The sequence below is a fragment of the Acidobacteriota bacterium genome (genome assembly GCA_012517875.1).
GTDB lineage: Bacteria > Acidobacteriota > JAAYUB01 > JAAYUB01 > JAAYUB01 > JAAYUB01.
In genome coordinates, this window is record JAAYUB010000069.1 from 1 (window position 1) to 21,064 (window position 21,064).

Genomic DNA, 21,064 nt, shown 5'->3' on the forward strand with positions numbered 1-21,064 from the left:
CGGCGTGCCGGCGAACACCACCTCGCCGCCGTGAATGCCGGCGCCGGGGCCGAAGTCGATGACGTGGTCGGCGGCGGTGATGGTCTCCCGGTCGTGCTCCACCACCACCACCGTGTTGCCCAAGTCGCGGAGGTGTTTCAGCGTGCTGATGAGCCGGACGTTGTCGCGCTGGTGCAGACCGATGCTCGGCTCATCGAGGATGTAGGTCACGCCCGTGAGCTCCGTGCCCACCTGGGAGGCCAGGCGGATGCGCTGGGCCTCGCCGCCGGACAGCGACGGCCCGGCCCGTTCCAGCGTCAGGTAGTCGAGGCCGACATCCACCAGGAAGCGGAGCCGCTGAGCGATTTCCCGGACCAGCTCGTGGGCGATCTGGCGGCGGCTGCCGGCCAGCGGCAGCCCGTCGATGACCTCCCGGAGACGCCCCACCGGCAGGCGGCCCATGTCGATGATGCTTTGGCCGTCGATCCGTACCCAGCGGGCCTCGCGGCGCAGGCGCTCGCCGCCGCAGTCGGGGCAGACCGTGTCGGAGAAGTACTTCATGTAGTAACTGCGGGCCTCGTCGGAGCGCGTCTCGCGCAGCCGCCGCGCCAGCGTGTTCAGGATCCCCTCCACCTGCGACTGCCAGCGGTACTCGCTGGCCTTTCCCTTGAGGTGAAACTCGATCCGCTCGCCGCTGGAGCCGTGCAGCAGGATGTGGAGCTTGTCGGGGGGCAGCTGGTCCAGGGGCCGGTCCATGGGGATGTCGTAATGGCGGCAGATGGTCTCGATGGTGCGCCAGGTCCAGCCGGCGCGGCTGCGCATCGCCCCGGCCCACGGCGCGATGGCGCCGTCGGCCAGCGACAGCGAGCGGTCGGGAATCACCTTGGCCGGATCCATCTCCAGCCGGGTACCCAGGCCGTTGCAGGCCTTGCACATCCCCTGGGGACCGTTGAATGAGAAGAGCTGCGGGCTGAGCTCCGGATAGGAGATCCCGCAGTACTGGCAGGCATTCTGTTCGCTGTAGACCCGCTCCGTCCCGTCGCCCAGCGCGGCGATGAGCACGCCGCCACCCACCCGAAGCGCCGTCTCCACCGAATCGGACAGGCGCCCGCCGAGCTCCGGGCCGGCCACCAGACGGTCCACCACCACCTCGACGGTGTGCGTCCGCTTCTTGTCCAGGGCGGGCGGGTCCTCGAGCAGCCGCATCTCCCCGTCCACACGCGCCCGCAGGAAGCCGTCCCGCCGCAGGCTCTCGAACACCTCGCGGTGCTCCCCCTTGCGGCCGCGGACCAACGGGGCCAGCAGCACCAGCTTCGTTCCGGGCGGCAGCGCCTTCAGGTCGTCGATGATCTGCTGGGCGCTCTGTTCGGCGACCGGCCGGCCACAGCCGTAGCAATGCTGGGTCCCGACCCGCGCAAAGAGCACGCGCAGGTAGTCGTGGATCTCGGTGATGGTCCCGACGGTGGACCGCGGATTGGACCCCGCCGACCGCTGGTCGATGGCGATGGTGGGGGTCAGGCCGTGGATGGATTCGTAGCGCGGCTTCTCCATCTGGCCGAGGAACTGGCGGGCGTAGCTCGAGAGCGACTCGACATAGCGCCGCTGCCCCTCGGCGAACAGGGTATCGAAGGCGAGGCTCGATTTGCCCGAACCGCTGACGCCGGTGAACACCACCAGCCGTTTCTTGGGAATTTCCACCCGGATGTGTTTGAGGTTGTGCTCGGCGGCGCCCGCAATGATGATCCGGTCGAGCTCGCGGGTCATTTGTGGAAGAAGTTGTCGAGTTCCAGAATCCGGTAGCGCCGCGTCTGGCGGGGGAGCTGCACCTCGACGGTGCGGCCTTTGCGCTTGTTCAGCAGCCCCATGGCCAGGGGCGCGGTCACGGAGAGCACCTCGTGCCCCTCGAGCTGGTCCAGCTCGCCGAGGATGGTGAACGTCTGCTGCTGGCCGGACTCCACGTCCTGGATCACAAGCTGCTTGCCGATGGTGACCACGTCAGGCGGGGTCTGGATCTCCTCGATGAGCTGCGCGTCGCCTAGCCAGCCGCGGATCTTCATCTCCTCGTTGGCCAGCATGTCCTTTTTCTCTTTCGCCGCGTCGTACTCGGCGTTCTCGCTGAAGTCGCCGTAGGAGGCCGCTTGCTGCAGCTCCTTGGCGACGTTGTACTTCTCCTTCTGGATCTCCTCCAGGCGCTTGCTCAGGCGGTCCAAAGTGGAACGAATCATGTACATGGGCATAGGGCCATTCCTCTGTTGGGGTCCGGTCAATGTACTGGAATTTGCCGCCGGTGTCAATCCCTTGCCCGGACGGCCTTAGTCCGGCAGCACCCGATAGGTGAAGCCCTTCAGGTACTGGGTTTCAGGCATCTGGAGAAAATACGGGTGGTCGGCCGCCTGGACGGTTTCGGCGGCTACCAGGAGGCGCTTGCCGGTCTCACCGGCGGCGATCCGCGCGGCCTCCCGCAGCAGTTCCGGTCCGACGTGGTAGGCGCAGCTGGAGACGTGGAGCAGACCGCCGGGACGCAGCATCCGGAGGCAGGGCCGAATGAGGTCCATGAGTAGACCGCGCCCTTTGTTCTGCTGATTCTTGTACTTGATCAGGGCCGGCGGATCCAGGCTGATGGCGTCGAAAACGCGGCCGGCGGCGGCCGCCTCGGGAAGCCACGCGAACAGGTCGGCGGTCACGGTCTCGAACCGCGCGGTGACCTCGTTGAGCTCGGCATTGGCCGCGGCCAGGGCCAGCGCGGCCTCGTCCTTGTCCACGGCGGTGACCGCCGCACCCATCCGGGCCGCGTACAGGCCGAATCCGCCGGTGTAGGAGAAGGCGTCCAGCACCCGGTCGCCGGGCCGCAGCAGCGAGGCGAAGTGCCGCCGCGCGTCGCGCTGGTCGGAGAAGAAGCCGGTTTTCTGCCCACCGGGGATGTCCACCCAGAAGTGGATGCCGTGCTCCGCGATCCGGACCCGCGGCGGCGTCACGCCCGCCAGCTGGCCGGTCCGGAACGCCAGGCCCTCCTCCTGGCGGGCGGGCACGTCGCTGCGTTCATAGATCGACGCCGGCCGCCGCAGTTTCTGCAGCAGTTCCACGATGAGGGGCTGGATGCGGTCCATGCCGGTGGTGCGGCACTGGATGACCAGGTGGTCGGCGAAATCGTCCACCACCAGGCCGGGCAGATAGTCGCCCTCGGAGTAGACCAGCCGCAGGCCGTTGCTGTGCGCCCGCAGGGGCTCGCGCAGGGCCAGCGCCTGCTGAAGCCGCCGCCGCCAGAACGCGGCGTCGGGCTCGATGCGCTTGTGGTGGAACAGCCGGACCGTGACGCGGGCGGTGGGGTGGTAAAATCCGGTCCCGAGAATCTCGCCGCGCGGCGAACGGACCTCCACCGGTTCGCCCGGACCGAGACCGGCGGGTTGGTCCCGCACCTCGTCGGCGAACACCCAGAGGTAAAAATTGCGGATCTTCTTGACCGCCTCGTCCCTGACGACCACCCGTTCCATGCGTCTTCACCCCTTGCCCGTCCGAATCCCACGCGGCCGCCGGCTCACTTACAGGTTTCTGGCGTTGTTCTTCGCCTTCTCCTTGTCCTTCTCGATCTCCTTCTCTTTCTCCTTTGCCTGGAGCAGCGGGGCGGCCGCCGGTGGCGTCGCTTTCTTGTCGAGGTTCTTCATGATGATGTTGCCGTCGAACGAGGCGCCTTCGTTGACGATGAACGCGGCGCAGGTGATGTTGCCCGTGACCATCGCCGAGGGTTTCAGGATCACCCGCTGAGCGGCCGACACGTTGCCGTTGACCCGGCCCAGCACGATGACCGTGTCGCCGTGCACCTCGGCTGTGACTTGTCCGCCGGCGCCGATGGTCAGAGTCTGGCTGACGTTGACCTTGCCCTCCACTTTCCCTTCGATGAGCAGATCCTCGTCGCCGGTGATCTCCCCGCTGATTTTCACGTTCTTGCCGATCAGTGAGACGCCCGAACGGACGGATGCGGCATCGGAACCATCGCCACGGGCGCGGGCCGGAGCGGCCGGGGGACCTTCGTTCGACTGGTCTTTCTTGAACAACGGCATCGGTGTTACCTCTCCGCAGATGTGGTGCGTCTTCATTTTAATGGTTGGCCCGCCGAATGTAAACGACTTGGGTGCGGATCGGCCCGATTCGTGCATCAGCACCGGCCGCGTCCGATTGACAATTCTGCTAACATCGTCTCCCAGCTCGTGTTAATATATTTTCCGTACATATCTTCGCAATACGCGCAACTGGCTCCGCCGCTCACGTTCTGAAACGTGGTCCAAGCGTTGCTGCATCGAGTGGATCAACGCAACGCCCAGATGGAGTTGGATTTATGAACGCCACCCCCGATCCTTCATGCATTCAGCGTCCGCCGGTTACCGGCCGGAAGGTTCTCCTGGGCGCGGCGGCGGCATACGCCATCGCCATGATCGTGCTGGTTGCCATCCATCCGTCCACCGATGGTTTGGCGGAGGCTTTCATCAATGTCTTGGAGATCATCGTCAGCGTTTTCGCCGGCTGGTGCTGCTTTTATTACGCCGCCCAGCAGCGGTCGGACATCATCCCGGACCGGTTGGCCTGGCGGCTGATCGGCGCGGGCTGTCTCGCCTGGGCCGCCGGCCAGACGCTCTGGACGCTGTTCGAGGTCGGACTGGGGCAGAAGGTCCCCTACCCCGGCTGGCCGGACCTGTTCTTCCTGGCTTCCTACCCCCTGGCGCTGACCGGCATCACCCGCCTGCTCAGCCGCAAGGACATCTTCCGGCAACTCCGGCTGGTGGTGGACAGCATCATCGCCGCGAGCAGCGTCGGGATCCTGAGCTGGTATTTTGTGATCCGCCCGCTGTGGAACCAGGATGTGTCCATCCTGGAGCGTCTTCTCGGCGGGATCTACCCGTTCGGTGACCTGGCCATCATCTTCTGCGCGTCGTTTTTGTTCCACGAAGCCAAAGTGAACCGCCCGCTCCGCCTTTCCACGGGCATGCTCGCCGGCGGTTTCATCCTGATCGCCCTGGCCGATACCGCCTTCCTCCATGCGACCTTGGGTGACACCTACCGAACCGGAACCTGGACTGACGCCGCCTGGAGCTTCGGCTGGGCGCTCATCGGCTTCGCCGCCTTGTACCGATTGTGGTATCCCGTCGGCGAGGGCATCCAGCTCGGCGAACAGGTCGCCCTGAACTGGCTCGGCACGGTGGGCCGGGCGTTCTTCCGCGTGTTCGCCCCTTACCTGGCGGCGGTGGTGGCCCTTGGCCTGGTGCTGACCGCCGAGCTCCACGGCGGTGCCATCAGCACCACCATCCTGGTGCTGGGCCTGATTCTGACTCTGCTGATCATCGCCCGTCAAATCCTGTCCATGCTGGAGATCCACCATCTCAACACCCAACTCCGCGGGCTGAACGACGAATTGAAACGGCACCTGGTGGTGCGAACCACCCAGATGGAGTCAATGAGCGCTGAAATGACCGCGCACCGTCGCGCGGAGGCGGAACTGACGCTGCACCAGGAGCAGTTGTCGGAACAGGTGCGGGCCCGGACAGCCTAGCTGGAATCGGCCAATCTCAGGATCCGCACGCTCATCGACACCATCCCGCACGGCATCCAGGAGATGGACTGCAATGGGGTCATCACCTACTGCAACCCCAATCACGCCAAGATTTTCGGATACTCCCCGGAGGAGATGGTGGGCCGGTCCATGCTGGACCTGATTGCCCACGACGCCGACCGGGAACGCACCCGCCGGCTGCTGGCCGAGCTGGTGCGCGACCGGCCGACCCCATGGACGCTTGAGACTCAGAACCGAACGAAAGACGGACGGGTGATCTGGCTGCGCATCGACTGGAATTACCGCCTCAACGAGTCGGGCGAGGTCGTCGGGTTCGTGTCCGTGCTCACCGACGTCACCGCTCGCAAGCGGGCCGAAGCGGAGCGCCAGGCCATCGAGGCGCAGATCCAGCAATCGCAGAAGCTGGAGAGCCTCGGCGTTCTGGCCGGCGGGATCGCCCACGACTTCAACAACCTGCTCATGGTGGTGCTCGGCCACGCCGAGATGATTCTGACCGACCACACCTTAAGTGAGCAGGTCCGCGGCAACCTGGCCGATATTGAGAAGGCCGCTCAGCGGGCCTCCGAGCTGTGCCGCCAGCTGCTGGCCTATTCCGGCCGCGGCCGGTTCGTCATCAAGCCGGTGGACCTCAACGCCTTGATCCAGGAGCTCGGCCGGCTGTTGGAGGTGTCCATCGGCAAGAACGCCCAGGTGGAGTACCGCCTCGCCGAACAGATCCTGCCGGTGCTGGCCGACGCCACGCAGCTCCGCCAGGTGGTGCTCAACCTCCTGACCAACGCCGCCGAAGCCATGCCGGCGTCGGACGGCCGGATCACGGTGACCACCGCTTGCCGTCACGTCGAGGAAGCGGAACTCGAGGGCATGGTGCTGGGGCAGGCGCTGGAGGCGGGCACCTACATTTCGCTCGAGGTGGCGGACACCGGTTGCGGCATGGATCCGGACACCGTCGCTCGGATGTTCGATCCCTTCTTCACCACCAAATTCACGGGCCGCGGACTGGGCCTGGCGGCCGTGATGGGCATCGTCCGCAGTCATAACGGCGCCATCGCCTGCCGGAGCCGCCGGGGCGCCGGCACCACAATCGAGGTGCTGCTCCCCGCGCTGACGGGACCATATAGCAGTCTCTCCGACACCGGGCCGTTGGGTGTTCGCACGTGGCACGGGCAGGGGCTGGTGCTGCTGGCGGACGATGATCCGCAGGTTCGAACCGTCTCGCGCCAGATGCTCGAGAAACTCGGATTGCAGGTAATCGCGGCTGCCGACGGCGTGGGGGCGGTGGAGCTGTTCCGCGCCCGGTCGGGCGAGTTTGCCTGCGTCCTGCTGGACTTGATGATGCCCCGGCTCAGCGTGGAAGAGGTGCTGGAGACGATCCGCCAGATCGCGCCGGCCGTGCCCGTGGTCCTGATGTCCGGTTACAGTGACGAAGAAACCGCCCGGCGCTTCGTCGGGCACAACCGGCTGTGGTTCCTGCAGAAACCTTTTAAAATCAAAAACATTTCCAACATCTTCCGCGAGTTCATGCCGGAGGCAACTTCGCCAAACGCCGCCTCCTGAGTCCGTAAAGTCGCTGTTAATGTCAAGCCGCGTCGGGGCACTGCCCCGCCCGAGAAGCACCTGCATCGGTTGTGCTAAAATTGACTCAAACACGATCCATGCATCACGACCATTTTGTCTGATTGGAGGGGTCATGCCGATCAACAAAAAAGTGCGGGATCTACTGGATTCGGCTGGCTGCGGGTACGAGGTGCACGCCCATCCCGAGGCGTTCACCGCCCAGGGTCTGGCGGCGGTGGAGCACACCCCGGGACACGAGATTGTCAAGGTGGTCATCCTGAAGGGGCACGAGAACTATTACATGGCGGCACTGCCGGCGCCGTGCAAGGTGGACCTGACCCGCTTTGCCGCGCTGGTGGGAGTGCCTTCAGTTCGCCTGGCCACGGAGGAAGAGTTCAAGGATCTATTTCCGGGGTGCGAGACGGGCGCCATGCCACCGTTCGGTAGCGTGTTCGGCCTGCCGGTGTTTTTGGAGGAGAGCCTCACCGCTGACGAATTCATCACCTTCAACGCCTGTACCCATCGGGAATCGATCAAGCTGCTGCTCGCCGATTATTTGAAACTGGCCAAGCCCAATCTCGCCACTTTCTCAACCCCAGCCGGCTAGCGGTCTGTTCGGAATCGGAATCGTGATCGAGGCTCGCGACGCTAGGCGGGCTGCTCGTAACCAGCCTCTCTGATATTACCCCGCGAGTGAACGGTGTGGGTTGTGAGTCAAGGGTCTGGAATACCCCCCTTTTCTGGACAATTCAAATAGTCAGCCGAAATGGGAGATCGTTGAGGGTGCTCAGTCCCCTCAACGATCATCCCTCTTCTATCGCTTTATCTCTTTCTCCAGCACAAGCTCATTGACCACCTCAAAGGCCATGCCGCGGGAGCGAGCCATCAACTCGGCCTGGGTGCGCTCCAGGCTCGTGGCCACAACGCCTTTGAGGATCACCCGGCCGTTGAACACGATGATGTGGATGGGCGGCAGGGCGCTGTTGGCGTAGCGCTGGAACAGGGAGCTGCCGTAGATGGACCGGGCGATGGTGGCGCGCAGGTGGTCGTCGAAGCTGGAGACGGGCAGCACCTGGATTTGGTTGTCCAATGCCTTGACACCAGGCACGTCGGCGACCCGGCGGCCGTAGTCATCTTTGCGCCACGGTTCGCGGGCCCAGCCCGTGAGCGTCACCTGTCCGTCCACCACGCGGCCGTCCACCCAGTCGAAGATGTCGAACAGGGCGTAGGAGCGGATGGATTGGCCGATGTCGGCGGCGATGGCCTGGTCGGACCGCGGCTCTGATTCGATGACCAGGTTGTTGTCCAGCCGGACCACGGAGTCGACACCATGGACGGCTTCGGCGGCTTTCAGCTTGTCGGCCAGGCTGTCGACCTTGCCCGTGAACGTCACCACGCCGTCGGTGACGGACACGACAAAGTTCCCCTCCTTGAGCAGTCCTTCGTTGATCAGCCGGGTCTCGATGATGGTCCGGATGGTGGCGTCGGGGAGCGCCGCCTGGCGCGCCTGCGCCTGCAGCGGCACCGCCAGGGCAAACAATAGGACCAGGGTTAGGCCGATCAGCCCGATGAACTGGGTTTTCAGATTGTTGGTTTTCATGTGCGTCCCTCCTGGTGCAATCCGGCGCGGGTGCCGTCCCCGCGCCGTCATCCGTTAAGATGCAGGGAGTGCGCACAAAGTTCAGCGGGGACCAGCACCACTGCCGCCCCGATGGGGCTTGGATCGGTGGAGGAGGTGGATGTTATCAGGTGTTTCCGCTCACCCGGGGCGCAGCCCCTGGAAGGCTGGGCATCCTTACACATCAACCATTTTTGCCTTGAGCCCCATCGAGGCGGCATGACAACCACGCGACACGCCGCGGACGCGCCGATCAGCTCTCCGCCAGCACTGACCGTATGAACGCGGCCGGCAGGGTGCCCTCGCGCAGAATCGTCGGCGGGTTCACAACAAACGAGACGATGGTGGAAGGCGTTGACTCGGGCAGGAGGCCTCCGTCCACGACGCACTCCACCCGGCCGTCGAACGCTGCGGCGATGGCCGCCGGCTCATTGAGAGGCGCCGCGCCGGTGACGTTCACGCTGGTGGAGGCGAGCGGGCCGCCGGCCATTTCGATGAGCCGGGCCAGCACCTGGAAACCCGGCTGGCGGACCGCCACGGAAGTCTCGCCGCCGGTGAGCGCCTCGTGGAATACGCCAGGCGCCGGCAGCACCAGGGTCAGCGGTCCCGGCCAGAAGCGTTCCATAAGCCGTCGGGCCGCCGGTGGAATGGCGATTCCCGCCGCCGCCAGGTGGTCGGGCCCGGAGATGAGGACGACCATCGGTTTCGGCTCCCCCCGCTCCTTGAGCGCCTGGAGTCGGGCCAGCGTCACCGGATGGTCCGCCCGGCAGTGGAAGCCGTAGATGGTGTCCGTGGGCAGAACGCAAATTTCGCCCCGTTCCAGGCGGCGAGCAACGGCGCGCAGCGTCGAGCGGTCAGGCCGGGCCAGGTCGATTTGGATCAGTTGGGTGTCCATCTTAAGTTCACAGGTTCGTCGGTTCCAGGTTCACAAGTTCCTCACCATCGATACGGTTGATAGTTGATGTTTGATGGTCCGTCCTCGTAATCGTCATCGTAATCGAGGCTCGAGGCTCGATGCTCGTTCCCGTAATGCGGACATCGGAATTCGGACTTCGGATTTTGGAGTTCGGGATTCGCTCCCAATCCTCAACAATCAACGATCAACCATCAATATTCTTCGTGCCCTTTGCACCTCTGTGGTGAATCTCCGGTCTATCCGCCACACCGGAACGCGTCGCCGCCGGCCACCTCGAGCGCGTGGGGCAGCACGGCGGCCAACGCCTCCAGTCCCTCGGTGACGCCCTTGACGCTGCCGGGCAGATTCACGATGAGCACGCCGCCGGCCAGACCCGCCACCCCGCGGGTGAGCACCGCGCGCGGGTTGCGCCGGGCGCCTTCGGCGCGCAGCAGTTCGGGGATGCCGGGCACCTCGCGGTCGATCACCGCGCGTGTCGCCTCGGGGGTCACGTCGCGCGGCGCCAGGCCGGTGCCGCCGGTGGTGACCACCAACCGCACGCCGCCCCGGCCACAGAGTTCCCGCAGCACGGCGGCGATCGCCTCCCGCTCATCGGGCACCACGCGGATTTCGTCGCAGGCGAAACCCTGGCTCCGCAGGAGATCCCGGGCCCGCGGGCCGGACAGATCCTCCCGCTCGCCGCGGGTGCAGGAATCGCTCACGGTGACGATGACGGCGCGGACGGATTCAGGCGCCATGATACCCCTCGCCATCGATCCAGGCCGAGCCGTCGGCATAATGCTCTTTTTTCCAGATGGGGATCCGCTCCTTGAGCGTGTCGATGAGGTGGCGGGCGGCATCGAACGCCTCGACCCGGTGCGCCGCCGCCACTCCGATGAACACGGCGGCCTCGCCCACGGCCAGCCGCCCGAGGCGGTGGACCAGCACCACGCCTTCCAGGCGGAAGCGCGCCGCGGCCTCCGCGGCCAGCTCCACCAGCAGCGGCTGGGCCATCTCCGGATAGGCTTCATACTCCATGGCGGTCACGACCCGGCCGCGGTTCTGGTCGCGCACCCTGCCGACGAAAGTCACCACGGCGCCGGCGCCCGGCGAGCCGAGCGCCGCCGTTGCCGCCGCCACGTCAATGGGCTCCCGCACAAGGTTGGTAGTAATCTGCGCCATCCGGTTCTCCCCGCTCACTAGCCGCCGCCCACGGGGGGGAAGAAGGCGATTTCGTCGCCGTCGGCCACCGGGGTGGCCGGGTGGGCGTAGTGGAGGTTCACCGCCAGGAGCAGCCGCGGCGCCGCCTCGCGGAATGCCGGGAAGCGCGACTCGAGGAATCGAACCACGTCGCCAGCGGTGCGGATGTCGTCGCCGAACCGCTCCCGCAGGACCGCCGTGCCCAGGGCTTCCCGGATGCCGGCGAAAAACTTCAGGGTGAGGGTCTTCGTTGCCATCGGGCCCATTTCAGCACAAGTCGCGGCGGAATGCCAGAGGAGTGAACATCGAACAGTGAACGGTGAACCGTGAGGAGATAGGTGTCAGGAACGGTTGATGGTTGATGGTTGATGGTTGATGGTCGTGTTTGAAATTCGTAATCGTAATCGCGCTCGTCATCGAGACTCGAGGCCAGGGGATCGAGGCTCGAGGGTAGAGGCTCGTTCCCGATCATCGGACCGCGGACTTCGGAAATCGGACTTCGAACATCCTGCGCCGCTGTTCGGTTCTCGCGTCTCCTCTTCCGTCTACCCTCTCCCGATTCACCCATTCACCTATGCTCATCCCCTATCTCCCATCTCCCATCTCCTATATCCTAATCTCCTCACTGTTCACCAATCACTGTTCACCGTTCCCTAAAAAACATCCGGCCGGGGCGAACCCCGGCCGGTGTTTGAAACGATAACCGACGCAGAGTCTACTTCTGCTGGGTGCCCTTTTCGGCGCGGCCGGCGGCGACCGCCTGGGCGGCCGCGAGCCGGGCGATGGGCACGCGGTAGGGGGAGCAGCTCACGTAGTCGAGCCCGATCATGTGGCAGAACTCCACCGACGACGGCTCGCCGCCGTGCTCGCCGCAGATGCCCACCTTCAGCTTCGGGCGCGTGGCGCGCCCCTGCTCCACCGCCATCTTCAGCAACAGGCCCACGCCGTCTCGGTCGATGGCCTGGAACGGGTCCTTCTCCAGAATGCCCTGCTCCAGGTAGGCCCGGATGAACCGGCCGGCGTCGTCGCGGGAGTAGCCGAAGGTGGTCTGAGTCAGGTCGTTCGTGCCGAAGGAGAAGAACTCGGCCACGCCGGCGATCGCCCCCGCGGTGAGCGCCGCGCGCGGGATCTCGATCATGGTGCCCACCATGTACGGCACCTCGATCCCCTGCTCCTGGAACACCTGCTTGGCCTCGTCGACGACGAGGGCGCGCTGGTGTTCGAGTTCGGCCACCTTGCCCACCAGCGGAATCATGATCTCGGGGAATACGTTCACCCCTTCCTTCTTGACGATGCAGGCGGCTTCGAGGATCGCCCGGGCCTGCATCCGGGTGATCTCCGGATAGGTGATGCCCAAGCGGCAGCCGCGGTGACCCAACATGGGATTGAGCTCGTGCAGCTCCTCGACCCGCGCCAGGAGCGTCTCCTTCTCGCGGATCTTGGCGGCGGGCTCGCGCCGCTCCTTCATCAGGGCGATCTCCACCATCAGCTCCTCGCGCTTGGGCAGGAATTCGGGGAGCGGCGGATCCAGCGTGCGGATGGTCACCGGCAGACCGTCCATCACCCGGAAGATGCCGACGAAGTCCTCGCGCTGCATGGGCAGCAGCTTCTGGAGCGCCGCCTGGCGCAGCTCCACCGTCTGGGCCAGAATCATCGCCTGCATGTGGGGCAGCCGGTCGGGGGCGAAGAACATGTGCTCGGTCCGGCACAGGCCGATCCCCTCGGCGCCGAACTCGCGGGCCACCTTGGCGTCGCGCGGAATGTCGGCGTTGGTGCGCACCTTCAGGGTGCGGATGGTGTCGGCCAGGGCCATGAACCGGCCGAAGAAGCCGCTGCGGAGGTCGGGGTTGCTGGTCTTGAGCGCGCCCTGGTAGACCTCGCCCTTGGAGCCGTCCAGCGAAATGAAGTCTCCCTTTTTCAGCACAGGCCGCCGGGGAACTCCACCGTCTGCGCCTCTTCGTTGATCTTGATGTCGGCGCTGCCGGCCACGCACGGCGTGCCCATGCCGCGGGCCACCACGGCCGCATGGGAGGTCATGCCGCCGCGGGCGGTGAGGATGCCCTGGGAGACTTCCATGCCATGGATGTCGTCGGGCGTCGTCTCGATGCGCACCAGGATGACCTTCTCCTTCCCCTCGGCCATCGTGACCGCGTCCTCGGACGAGAAGGCGATCCGGCCCACCGCCGCGCCGGGCGAGGCGGGCAGGCCTTTGGCGATGACCTGAAACGTGTTGCCCGCGTCGAACACCGGGTGCAGCAACTTGTCGAGCTGCTGCGGCTCCACCTTCAGCACCGCTTCCTCGGGGCTGATCAGCCCTTCGTCCACCATCTCGCAGGCGATGCGGATGGCGGCGGCGCCGGTGCGCTTGCCGTTGCGGGTCTGCAGCATGAACAGGACGCCGTTCTCGATGGTGAACTCGTAGTCCTGCATGTCGCGGTAGTGCTTCTCCAGCCGCTCGGAGATGGCCTTGAGCTGGTCATAGATGACCGGCATGGTCTTCTGGAGCTCCTCCAGCTTGAACGGGGTGCGGATACCCGCCACCACGTCCTCGCCCTGGGCGTTGGTCAGAAACTCGCCGTAGAACTCCCGGGCGCCGGTGGCCGGGTTACGGGTGAAGCCCACACCGGATCCGGAGCTCTCGCCCATGTTGCCGAACACCATCGCCTGCACGTTGACCGCAGTGCCCAGGTTGTCGGGGATTTCGTTCATCTGGCGGTACTTGATGGCGCGGGGGTTGTTCCACGATTCGAATACCGCGAAGATGGCCAGCCGGAGCTGCTCGCGGGCGTCCTGCGGGAAGGTTTTCCCGGCACGCTCCAGGACGAACTGCTTGAAGCGGCGGATCATCTCCTGCATGTCATCGGCGGTGAGCTCGGTGTCGAGCTTCACCTTCCGGGTTTCCTTGATGTGGTCGATGATCCGCTCGAAGTCGTGCTTCGGCACGCCCAGGACGACGTCGGAGAACATCTGGATGAACCGGCGGTAGCAGTCGTAGGCGAACCGCGGGTTGCCGGTCTTGACACGCAGCGTCTCGACGGTGTCGTCGTTGAGGCCCAGGTTCAGGATGGTGTCCATCATGCCGGGCATGGAAAACTTGGCGCCCGAGCGTACCGATACAAGCAGCGGTTCCGCGGTGGAGCCCAGCTGCTTGCCCGTGACGGCTTCGAGCCCGGCCAGGGCGGTCATGATCTGGTCCATGAACTCCTTGGGCAGGCTGCGGTTGTTCTGGTAGTAGATGCCGCACGCCGCCGTGGAGATGGTGAAACCGGGCGGCACGGGAAGCCCGGCGTTGGTCATCTCGGCCAGGCCGGCGCCCTTGCCGCCCAGGATGTCCTTCATCTTGCCGTGTCCCTCGGCCTTGCCGCGGCCGAACGAGTACACATACTTGTTGTCTGTCATGCGATCCTCCTCAGATTGCGAAACGATTGAGATAAATTGTTTATCCTGGGCCGCAGTCCCGCCAGCCGGTCCGGCCGCCGCTCCGGCGTCCGCCGGGCGGCAGCGGTCCTGCGCCGCGGGCTGGTCCGAAACCGGGTCCCGCCGGGCACGGCGGGACCGCCGGCGCCTAGTCGTAGTACTCCAGGCCCAGGTGGGTGATCTGCTCCTCGCCCATGAGGTAGCGCATCGTGTTCTTCAACTTCATTTTCTGGATGAACAGATCGTGCTCGGGGTAGAGGCCGCGGAGGTGGTGCGGGCTCTTGAAGAAGAACGAGAGCCACTCCTGGATGCCGTGCATGCCGCAGCGGCCGGCCAGATCCAGCAGCAGGACCAGGTCGAGGACGATGGGCGCGGCCAGGATGCTGTCCCGGCAGAGGAAGTCGATCTTGATCTGCATCGGGTAGCCCATCCAGCCGAAAATATCGATGTTGTCCCACCCTTCCTTGTTGTCGCCGCGCGGCGGGTAGTAGTGGATGCGGACCTTGTGGTACAAGTTGCCGTAGAGCTCGGCGTTGAGGTCCGGGCGCAGGATGTGCTCGAGCACGCCCAGTTTGGAGATCTCCTTCGTCATGAAGGATTCGGGATCATCCAGCACCTCGCCGTCCCGGTTGCCCAGGATGTTGGCGGAGAACCAGCCGGAGACGCCCAGCATGCGGGCCTTGAGGCCGGGGGCGATGATGGTCTTCATCAGCGTCTGGCCGGTCTTGAAGTCCTTGCCGCAGATGGGGGTCTTGTTCGCCTTGGCCATCTCCTCGAGGGCGATGGTGTCGGCGCTCAGGTTGGGCGCGCCGTTGGCGTACGGGATGCCCAGCTTGATGGCCGCGTACGCGTAGATCATGCTCGACGGGATGTCGGGATCGTTGTTCTTGAGGCCGGCCTCGAGCGCCTCGATGGAGGCGTGCACCGGCCCCTCGGGCAGGTAGATCTCGGTGGAGCCGCACCAGATCATGACCAGCCGGTCGCACTTCTGCTCGGCCTTGAAGCGCTGGATGTCCTCGATGACCATCTGGGCCAGATCCCACTTGGTGGCGGCCTTCTTCACGTTGGGGCCGTCCAGCTTCTTGACGTAGCGGCGGTCGAACACCGCCGGCATGGGCCGGATCGCCTCCATCTCCTCCCGGAGCGGCAGGAGGTGGTCGTTGCTGATCACGCCCGCGTGGACCGCCGACTCGTAGGCGGTGTCCTCGAAAATGTCCCAACCGCCGAAGACCAGCTGGTCCAGGCCGGCCAGCGGCAGGAACTCCTTGACCAGCGGGGTGCGCTTCTCGGTGCGCTTGCCCAGGCGGATGGTGTCCATCTGGGTCATGGAACCGAACGGACGCGCCAGTCCCCGCCGGATGCTCATGACCCCGGCGATGAACGTGGTGGACACGGCCCCGAGACCGGGGATCAGGATGCCCACGCGACCTTGCGGCGATGCAATCTTCACACCTTTTTCAATCATGATGACCTCGTCACACTGTTATGGGTTAACGGATTTGGTTTCTTCGAGCACGAACCGGGAAAAATCGCAGAACGAATCGAACAGCTCGCCGATGGACCGCAGCAGCCGGAGCCGGTTGGCCCGGATCGCGGCGTCTCCGTGCATGACCAGCACGCCGTCGAAGAACGCGTCCACGGGCTGGGCGAACTGCTCGATGAGCGCCAGTGCGTCGGCGTACCGGCGGTCGGTGATGGCGGCGCGGACGCGGGGGCCCAGGTCGCCCAGCGTCGCGCCGAGCCGCCGCTCCGCCGCCTCGGCGTACAGCGTCGCGTCCGGCTCGCCCTCGGGCGGCGCGGCCTGTTTGTCCAGGATGTTGCGGATCCGCTTGCCGGCTGTGAAGATGGACGCAAAGGCGGTCACCGTGCGGATCGCCTTGAGCGCCTCGAGACGGCGCCGCCCGTCGGCCGGCCGCCGCACAGCCGCGGCGATCACGGCGTTGATCTCGTCGTAACGGAAGCCAGCCTGCCCGTAAAGGAAGCGCAAGCGCCCCTCCAGCAGCTCCTGCAGCACGGCGGCCGACTCGTCCGCCGGCGCCGTGGCCAGCTCGCCGAGGCCGGCGGTCGCCCGGAGGAACACCTCGGCCAGGTCCACGTCCAAATCCTTCTCCAGCAGGATGCGGTAGATGCCGGTGGCCATGCGGCGCAGCCCGAACGGATCCTTCGAGCCGGTGGGCACGAATCCCAGGCCCAGCATGCCGGCCACCGTGTCGGCCTTGTCCGCGACGGACAGGATCGCGCCGGTGAGGGAGGCGGGGATGGGATCGTCCATGCCCTCCGGCCGGTAGTGCTCGTAGATCGCCTGCCACACTTCCGGGGGGCAGCCCTCCGCGCGGGCGTACAGGCCGCCCATGACGCCCTGCAGCTCGGTGAGCTCCTTAACCATCTCGGTGGCCAGGTCCACCTTGCAAAGCGCCGCCGCCTCGGCCACGGCGTCTCGCGTGGCGGCCGATTCGCCCAGGTGCTCCGCCAGCCAGACAGCCAGGGCCTCGACGCGGTGCGTCTTCGCGCCGTAGCTTCCCAGCGCCTCCTGGAAAAGGATGCCCTCCAGCGACGGCGCCCGCTCGGCCAGCTTCAGTTTGCGGTCGTTATTCCAGAAGAACTCGGCATCCACCAGCCGGGCCTTGAGAACCCGCTCGTGACCGGTCCGGATCAGGCCCTCGCGGTCGGCATCCATGTTGATCACGGCGAGAAAGCGGGGGGCCAGGCTCCCGTTGGGCCGGTTGAGCGAGAAATACTTCTGATGGTGCCGCATTACGGTGACCAGCACCTCGGCCGGGATGGCCAGAAACCGTTCCTCGAAGGCGCCCAGGATGACAGTGGGCGACTCGTTGAGGAACACCACCTGCTCCAGGAGCTCCGGATCGCGCGCCGCCCGGAGGCCCGTCTCGGCCTCGATCCGGGCGATCTCGGTCTGGATCTTCTCGCGGCGCCGGCCGGCGTCCAGGATCACGCCGTTTTCAGTCAGCCGGCGCTCGTAGTCGGCAAAGTCCTTCACGGGGAAGGCGGCGGCCCCGAGAAAGCGGTGGCCGAAGGAATGGTCGCCGGCGGCCACGCCGGCCACCTCGAAGGGGACCACCACCCCGCCCAGCAGGGCCAGCAGGGAGCGGATGGGCCGCACGAACCGGAACTTGTCCTCGCGCCAGTACATGGTTTTCGGGAAGGGGATGCCGCGGATGATGCCAGGGAGTGCATCGGCCAGCACGTCGGTGGCGGCGCGGCCGGCGATGCGTTTCCGAATGGCGACGTAGCGCCCCTTGGGGGTTTCCGTCACGGCCAGCGCGGCGGCGGCGACGCCCTGCTTGGCGGCAAAACCCAGCGCGGCGCGGGTCCAGGCGCCGGCGGCATCCACGCCGGCCGAGGCGGGCGGGCCCACCACCTCCTCGTCGCGGTCGGCCTGCCGCTCAGGCACGTTGGCGATGCGCACGACGAGGCGCCGCGGCGTGGCCGAGCGCCACGCCTCGCCGCCGGCCAGGCCGTGGCGAGCCAGCGTCTGCGTCACTGCGTCGGCCAGATGGTCCAGGGCGTCCCGGATCATGCCGGCCGGGATTTCCTCGGTGCCGATCTCGAGGAGAAACTCCGCGCCCATCTCACGCCTCCCCGCCGGCGGCGGCGCGCAGAAACGGGAAGCCCATCTCCTCGCGCTTGCGCACGTAGGCCCGCGCGATGGCGCAGGCGAGTTTCCGGACGCGCCCGATGAGCCCCACCCGCTGGGTGACGGAGATGGCGCCGCGGGCGTCGAGCAGGTTGAAGGTGTGGGAGCATTTCAGGCAGCAGTCGTAGGCAGGCAGGATCAGGTCGCACCCGATGAGGCGCTGGCACTCGGCCTCGTACAGCTCGAACAGCTTCCACTGCATGGCCACGTCGGCTTCCTCGAAGTTGTAGCGGGAGAACTCCACTTCCTCCCAGTGCCGGACGTCGCCGTAGGAATAGTCCTGCTGCCACGCCAGATGGAAGATGTTGTCCACGCCGGCGATGAATGTGCCGATCCGCTCCAGGCCGTAGGTGATCTCGCCCGAGACAGGGTTGAGCTCCAGGCCGCCGGCCTGCTGGAAGTAGGTGAACTGGGTGATCTCCAGTCCGTCGAGCAGGACTTGCCACCCCACGCCCCAGGCGCCGAGGGTGGGCGATTCCCAGTTGTCCTCCTCGAAGCGAAAGTCGTGCAGGCGCAGGTCGATGCCCAGGGCCTCGAGGCTGCGGATGTAGACGGCCTGCATGTCGGCGGGGGCGGGCTTGAGGATCACCTGGAACTGGAGGTGCTTCTGGACGCGGTTGGGGTTCTCGCCGTAGCGGCCGTCGGTGGGGCGGCGCGAGGGCATGACGTACGCCACCCGGTACGGCTCGGGCCCCAGCACCCGCAGGAACGTCTCGGGATGCATGGTTCCAGCGCCCACTTCCACGTCGTACGGTTGCTGGATGATGCAGCCCTGCCGGTTCCAAAAATCCTGCAGGCGGAGGATGATGTCTTGCAGCGTCAAGCGCGACTCCCTACCGGGGCATATCAAAAGCATTATTTATATCAAAATCCGGAGGTTTAAGGAACAGAAATCAACGGTCCGGCGCCGGATTTTTCGGGTGGCGCCATGGACCGGCCGCCCGCCCGCCGGCGGTCAGTGCCGGGCGTCCAGCATCCGGCGCAGTGCCGCGATGTGAGCGGGTGTCGTGCCGCAGCAGCCGCCGATGATTCCCACGCCAAGCGTCGGGAACGCCGCCGCCCGCCCGGCGTAGACGTCGGGCGTCTCGGGCCACACCGGCGCGCCGTCGCGCATCCGGGGCAGCCCGGCGTTGGCCTGCACCAGCAGCGGCCGGTCGGTGGCGCGGCGCAACTCGGCGGCCACGGCGACCATGGGCTCGATGCCCACGCCGCAGTTGGAGCCGAGGATGTGGGCGCCGGCCGCAGCCAGCTCCCGAACCGCGCGGGGGATGTCCACGCCCATGATGGTGAAAAAACCGTTCGGCGTGACGTCGAAGGTCATGGTGGCGGCCACGGGCACCCCGGGCGCCGTCGTCCGGGCGGCCGTCACCGCCAGGACCGCCTCGGCCAGGTCGGTCATGGTCTCCACGACGATCAGGTCCACGCCGGCCGCAGCCAGCGCGGCGAGTTGCCGGGCAAACGCGTCGGCCACCACCGCGGGGGGCGTGTCGCCGTACGGCTGGAGCATCCGACCGGTGGGCCCGCAGGAGGCGGCCACGTAGACGCCGCCGCCGGCGCCCCGCCGCGCGGCGGCCACCGCCGCGGCGTTGATGGCCTCGGTCTGTCCCTCCAGGCCGTAGAGGGCGAGCTTCAGGGGGGAGCCGCCGAAGGTGTTGGTCTGAACGATGTCGGCGCCCGCAGCGGCGTAGTCGGCGGAGACGGACGCCACGACGTCGGGGCGGTCAAGGTTGAGCGCCTCGGGACACTCGCCGGTCTTGAGGCCCCGGGCCATGAGCTGGGTGCCCATGGCACCGTCGGCCAGCAGTACCTCGCCGCAGCCCACGCGCTCGAGGATCGGCCGCATTTCAGCGCGCCTCCATCAGGGCGGCCACCTTGTCCACGGCGCTGGCGCCGTCGTAGCCGTAATCATCGGCGCCGATCTCGCGGGCGAAATCGGCCGACACAGGCGCGCCGCCGACGATGACGCGCACGCGGCCCGCCAGGCCTCGCTCGCGGAGGAGGTCCACCACCTGCCGCATCACCGGCATGGTGGTGGTCAGGAGCGCCGACAGGCCGATCACCCGGGCGCCCTCCCGCTCGGCCGCGTCGACGAAGGCCGCCGGGGCGACGTTGTGTCCCAGGTCCACCACTTCGTAACCGGCGCCCCGCAGCATGATGGCCACGAGGTTTTTGCCGATGTCGTGGAGGTCGCCCTGCACCGTACCCAGCACCACCCGCCCCCGCGCGGGCACCCCGTCCCGGATCAGGAGCGGCTTGAGTTGCTCCATGCCGGCGTACATGGCCCGGGCCGCCAGCAGCACATCGGGCAGAAAGATGTCGTGGCGCTTAAAGCGCTCACCGACCACGTGCATGCCGGCGATGAGCCCGTCGTTGAGGATCCGGCCGGCAGGAAGCCCCTGCGCCACCGCCGCGCGGGTGAGCCGGAGCACCTCCTGGTCCTCGCCGCGCTGCAGCATCTCGGCCAACTGGGCCAGCGTATCCATCGTCAACCTCCGTGGTGAATATCGGTGGAATCGGTATCCGCGAGCCGCGCGGCGCAGCTCCGGTCCCGGCAGTGCCGGCAGAACGGGAAACCGGCCTCGAACGCGTGGATCGCGGGCGGTCCGGCCAGGACCACGCCGGTCACCGACTTGAGCGGTTCCATGAGACAGCTCGCGTTCAGGCTCACGCCGATTGCCTCCGGCCGCAACGCCGCGAACAACTTCCGCTGCGCGGTGATGTGCCAGCCGCAGTAGCCCGGGCTGTAGCGCCGCAACCGCCAGGCGGTCGCCGCCGGGTCGGCGGCGTCCAGCGTCGCCGCCCAGTCGCGCTCCACCTCGTCGGCCGCCTGCTCGGCTGCGGCGGAGGCCACGGCGTCGAGCACTGCGCCTGTGGCGAAATCCCCCGCCGCGAACAGCTCGGCGACGCGCCGGCCCGGCGCGGGCCCGACCGTGGCGGCAAAGAGCGCGCGGCGCCGCGCCCGCGGCTGGATCCGCGCCAGCGGCGCGTCCGGCTCGTTGAGCCCCTCGCCGGCAATGAGATCGGCCAGCTCGGGTTCCGCCGCGTCCTGCCAGAGTCCGCGCGGTTCGGCCAGTCGGAGGAACTCGGCCCGGGCGGCCTCGTGCAGCGCCACTGTCCGGGCGCCGGGGTCCCGGCTGTCCAGGCCCAGCAACCGATACACGCCGGCGGGCTCGGGCACCACCG

General features: G+C 66.7%; 18 protein-coding genes and 1 pseudogene. 3 read left to right on the forward strand and 16 right to left on the reverse strand.

What is annotated here, in order from left to right:
• The 4 genes from uvrA to GX414_07195 form a co-directional block, all read right to left on the reverse strand.
• Positions 1-1,743 (reverse strand): excinuclease ABC subunit UvrA (gene uvrA, locus GX414_07180; protein NLI46873.1); only part of this gene is annotated, 1,743 nt, incomplete at its 3' end.
• Positions 1,740-2,216, reverse strand: a complete 477-nt coding sequence (locus GX414_07185; protein NLI46874.1) for a hypothetical protein — start codon at positions 2,214-2,216, stop codon at positions 1,740-1,742. The genes GX414_07185 and uvrA, both read right to left, overlap by 4 nt.
• A 75-nt stretch (positions 2,217-2,291) precedes the next feature.
• A complete protein-coding gene (locus GX414_07190) occupies positions 2,292-3,470 on the reverse strand; it encodes a class I SAM-dependent rRNA methyltransferase (GenBank protein ID NLI46875.1) in 1,179 nt (392 codons plus the stop codon).
• 48 nt (positions 3,471-3,518) lie between these two features.
• Positions 3,519-4,037 (reverse strand): polymer-forming cytoskeletal protein, encoded by a 519-nt coding sequence (locus GX414_07195; protein ID NLI46876.1) that lies wholly within the window; start codon positions 4,035-4,037, stop codon positions 3,519-3,521.
• A gap of 275 nt (positions 4,038-4,312) precedes the next feature.
• Between GX414_07195 and GX414_07200 the strand changes: the two genes are divergently transcribed.
• The 3 genes from GX414_07200 (at position 4,313) to GX414_07210 (ending at position 7,703) form a co-directional block, all read left to right on the forward strand.
• Positions 4,313-5,521: a hypothetical protein gene (locus GX414_07200; protein NLI46877.1), complete on the forward strand. Its 1,209-nt coding sequence runs from the start codon at positions 4,313-4,315 to the stop codon at positions 5,519-5,521.
• A 63-nt stretch (positions 5,522-5,584) separates the two neighbouring features.
• The gene (locus tag GX414_07205) at positions 5,585-7,096 is read left to right on the forward strand and encodes a PAS domain S-box protein (GenBank protein ID NLI46878.1); all 1,512 of its coding nucleotides are present in this window, start codon (positions 5,585-5,587) and stop codon (positions 7,094-7,096) included.
• A gap of 133 nt (positions 7,097-7,229) precedes the next feature.
• On the forward strand, positions 7,230-7,703 hold the full coding sequence (locus GX414_07210) for a YbaK/EbsC family protein (GenBank protein ID NLI46879.1): 474 nt from the start codon (positions 7,230-7,232) through the stop codon (positions 7,701-7,703).
• A 207-nt stretch (positions 7,704-7,910) separates the two neighbouring features.
• Here the strand turns inward: GX414_07210 and GX414_07215 are convergent, their stop codons facing one another.
• The 12 genes and pseudogenes from GX414_07215 to GX414_07270 all read right to left on the reverse strand — a co-directional run bounded on the left by GX414_07215 (position 7,911) and on the right by GX414_07270 (position 21,041).
• Positions 7,911-8,696: a BON domain-containing protein gene (locus tag GX414_07215; protein NLI46880.1), complete on the reverse strand. Its 786-nt coding sequence runs from the start codon at positions 8,694-8,696 to the stop codon at positions 7,911-7,913.
• 271 nt (positions 8,697-8,967) lie between these two features.
• Complete coding sequence (locus tag GX414_07220) at positions 8,968-9,609, reverse strand: threonylcarbamoyl-AMP synthase (protein NLI46881.1); 642 nt, start codon at positions 9,607-9,609, stop codon at positions 8,968-8,970.
• Positions 9,610-9,866: 257 nt separating this feature from the next.
• On the reverse strand, positions 9,867-10,367 hold the full coding sequence (locus GX414_07225; protein NLI46882.1) for a MogA/MoaB family molybdenum cofactor biosynthesis protein: 501 nt from the start codon (positions 10,365-10,367) through the stop codon (positions 9,867-9,869).
• On the reverse strand, positions 10,357-10,791 hold the full coding sequence (locus tag GX414_07230; GenBank protein NLI46883.1) for a molybdenum cofactor biosynthesis protein MoaE: 435 nt from the start codon (positions 10,789-10,791) through the stop codon (positions 10,357-10,359). Before GX414_07230 ends, GX414_07225 begins: the two co-directional genes overlap by 11 nt.
• Before the next feature lie 17 nt (positions 10,792-10,808).
• Entirely contained in the window at positions 10,809-11,066 is a 258-nt protein-coding gene (locus GX414_07235) for a hypothetical protein (GenBank protein ID NLI46884.1), read from the reverse strand.
• A gap of 458 nt (positions 11,067-11,524) precedes the next feature.
• Positions 11,525-14,208: pseudogene (locus GX414_07240) on the reverse strand (pyruvate, phosphate dikinase).
• A 166-nt stretch (positions 14,209-14,374) separates the two neighbouring features.
• A complete protein-coding gene (locus GX414_07245) occupies positions 14,375-15,691 on the reverse strand; it encodes an inositol-3-phosphate synthase (GenBank protein ID NLI46885.1) in 1,317 nt (438 codons plus the stop codon).
• Between the two features lie 18 nt (positions 15,692-15,709).
• Entirely contained in the window at positions 15,710-17,815 is a 2,106-nt protein-coding gene (locus tag GX414_07250; GenBank protein NLI46886.1) for a glycine--tRNA ligase subunit beta, read from the reverse strand.
• A gap of 1 nt (position 17,816) precedes the next feature.
• Complete coding sequence (locus GX414_07255; protein ID NLI46887.1) at positions 17,817-18,704, reverse strand: glycine--tRNA ligase subunit alpha; 888 nt, start codon at positions 18,702-18,704, stop codon at positions 17,817-17,819.
• A gap of 132 nt (positions 18,705-18,836) precedes the next feature.
• Positions 18,837-19,724 carry a methionine synthase I, cobalamin-binding domain-containing protein gene (locus tag GX414_07260; protein ID NLI46888.1) on the reverse strand — a complete coding sequence of 296 codons (888 nt, stop codon included), beginning with the start codon at positions 19,722-19,724 and terminating at the stop codon, positions 18,837-18,839.
• A 1-nt stretch (position 19,725) separates the two neighbouring features.
• Positions 19,726-20,364 (reverse strand): cobalamin-binding protein, encoded by a 639-nt coding sequence (locus tag GX414_07265; protein ID NLI46889.1) that lies wholly within the window; start codon positions 20,362-20,364, stop codon positions 19,726-19,728.
• 2 nt (positions 20,365-20,366) lie between these two features.
• Positions 20,367-21,041: a hypothetical protein gene (locus GX414_07270; protein NLI46890.1), complete on the reverse strand. Its 675-nt coding sequence runs from the start codon at positions 21,039-21,041 to the stop codon at positions 20,367-20,369.
• Positions 21,042-21,064: the final 23 nt, after the last annotated feature.

Excerpts from the sequence above, each read along its gene's own strand:
- GX414_07235 (NLI46884.1), bottom strand. The coding sequence starts at position 11,066 with ATGGCAACGAAGACCCTCACCCTGAAGTTTTTCGCCGGCATCCGGGAA.
- GX414_07195 (NLI46876.1), bottom strand. The coding sequence starts at position 4,037 with ATGCCGTTGTTCAAGAAAGACCAGTCGAACGAAGGTCCCCCGGCCGCT.
- GX414_07205 (NLI46878.1), top strand. The coding sequence starts at position 5,585 with ATGGACTGCAATGGGGTCATCACCTACTGCAACCCCAATCACGCCAAG.
- GX414_07225 (NLI46882.1), bottom strand. The coding sequence starts at position 10,367 with ATGGCGCCTGAATCCGTCCGCGCCGTCATCGTCACCGTGAGCGATTCC.
- GX414_07220 (NLI46881.1), bottom strand. The coding sequence starts at position 9,609 with ATGGACACCCAACTGATCCAAATCGACCTGGCCCGGCCTGACCGCTCG.
- GX414_07245 (NLI46885.1), bottom strand. The coding sequence starts at position 15,691 with ATGATTGAAAAAGGTGTGAAGATTGCATCGCCGCAAGGTCGCGTGGGC.
- GX414_07190 (NLI46875.1), bottom strand. The coding sequence starts at position 3,470 with ATGGAACGGGTGGTCGTCAGGGACGAGGCGGTCAAGAAGATCCGCAAT.
- GX414_07200 (NLI46877.1), top strand. The coding sequence starts at position 4,313 with ATGAACGCCACCCCCGATCCTTCATGCATTCAGCGTCCGCCGGTTACC.
- GX414_07230 (NLI46883.1), bottom strand. The coding sequence starts at position 10,791 with ATGGCGCAGATTACTACCAACCTTGTGCGGGAGCCCATTGACGTGGCG.
- GX414_07210 (NLI46879.1), top strand. The coding sequence starts at position 7,230 with ATGCCGATCAACAAAAAAGTGCGGGATCTACTGGATTCGGCTGGCTGC.
- GX414_07215 (NLI46880.1), bottom strand. The coding sequence starts at position 8,696 with ATGAAAACCAACAATCTGAAAACCCAGTTCATCGGGCTGATCGGCCTA.
- GX414_07260 (NLI46888.1), bottom strand. The coding sequence starts at position 19,724 with ATGCGGCCGATCCTCGAGCGCGTGGGCTGCGGCGAGGTACTGCTGGCC.
- GX414_07265 (NLI46889.1), bottom strand. The coding sequence starts at position 20,364 with ATGGATACGCTGGCCCAGTTGGCCGAGATGCTGCAGCGCGGCGAGGAC.
- GX414_07185 (NLI46874.1), bottom strand. The coding sequence starts at position 2,216 with ATGCCCATGTACATGATTCGTTCCACTTTGGACCGCCTGAGCAAGCGC.
- GX414_07250 (NLI46886.1), bottom strand. The coding sequence starts at position 17,815 with ATGGGCGCGGAGTTTCTCCTCGAGATCGGCACCGAGGAAATCCCGGCC.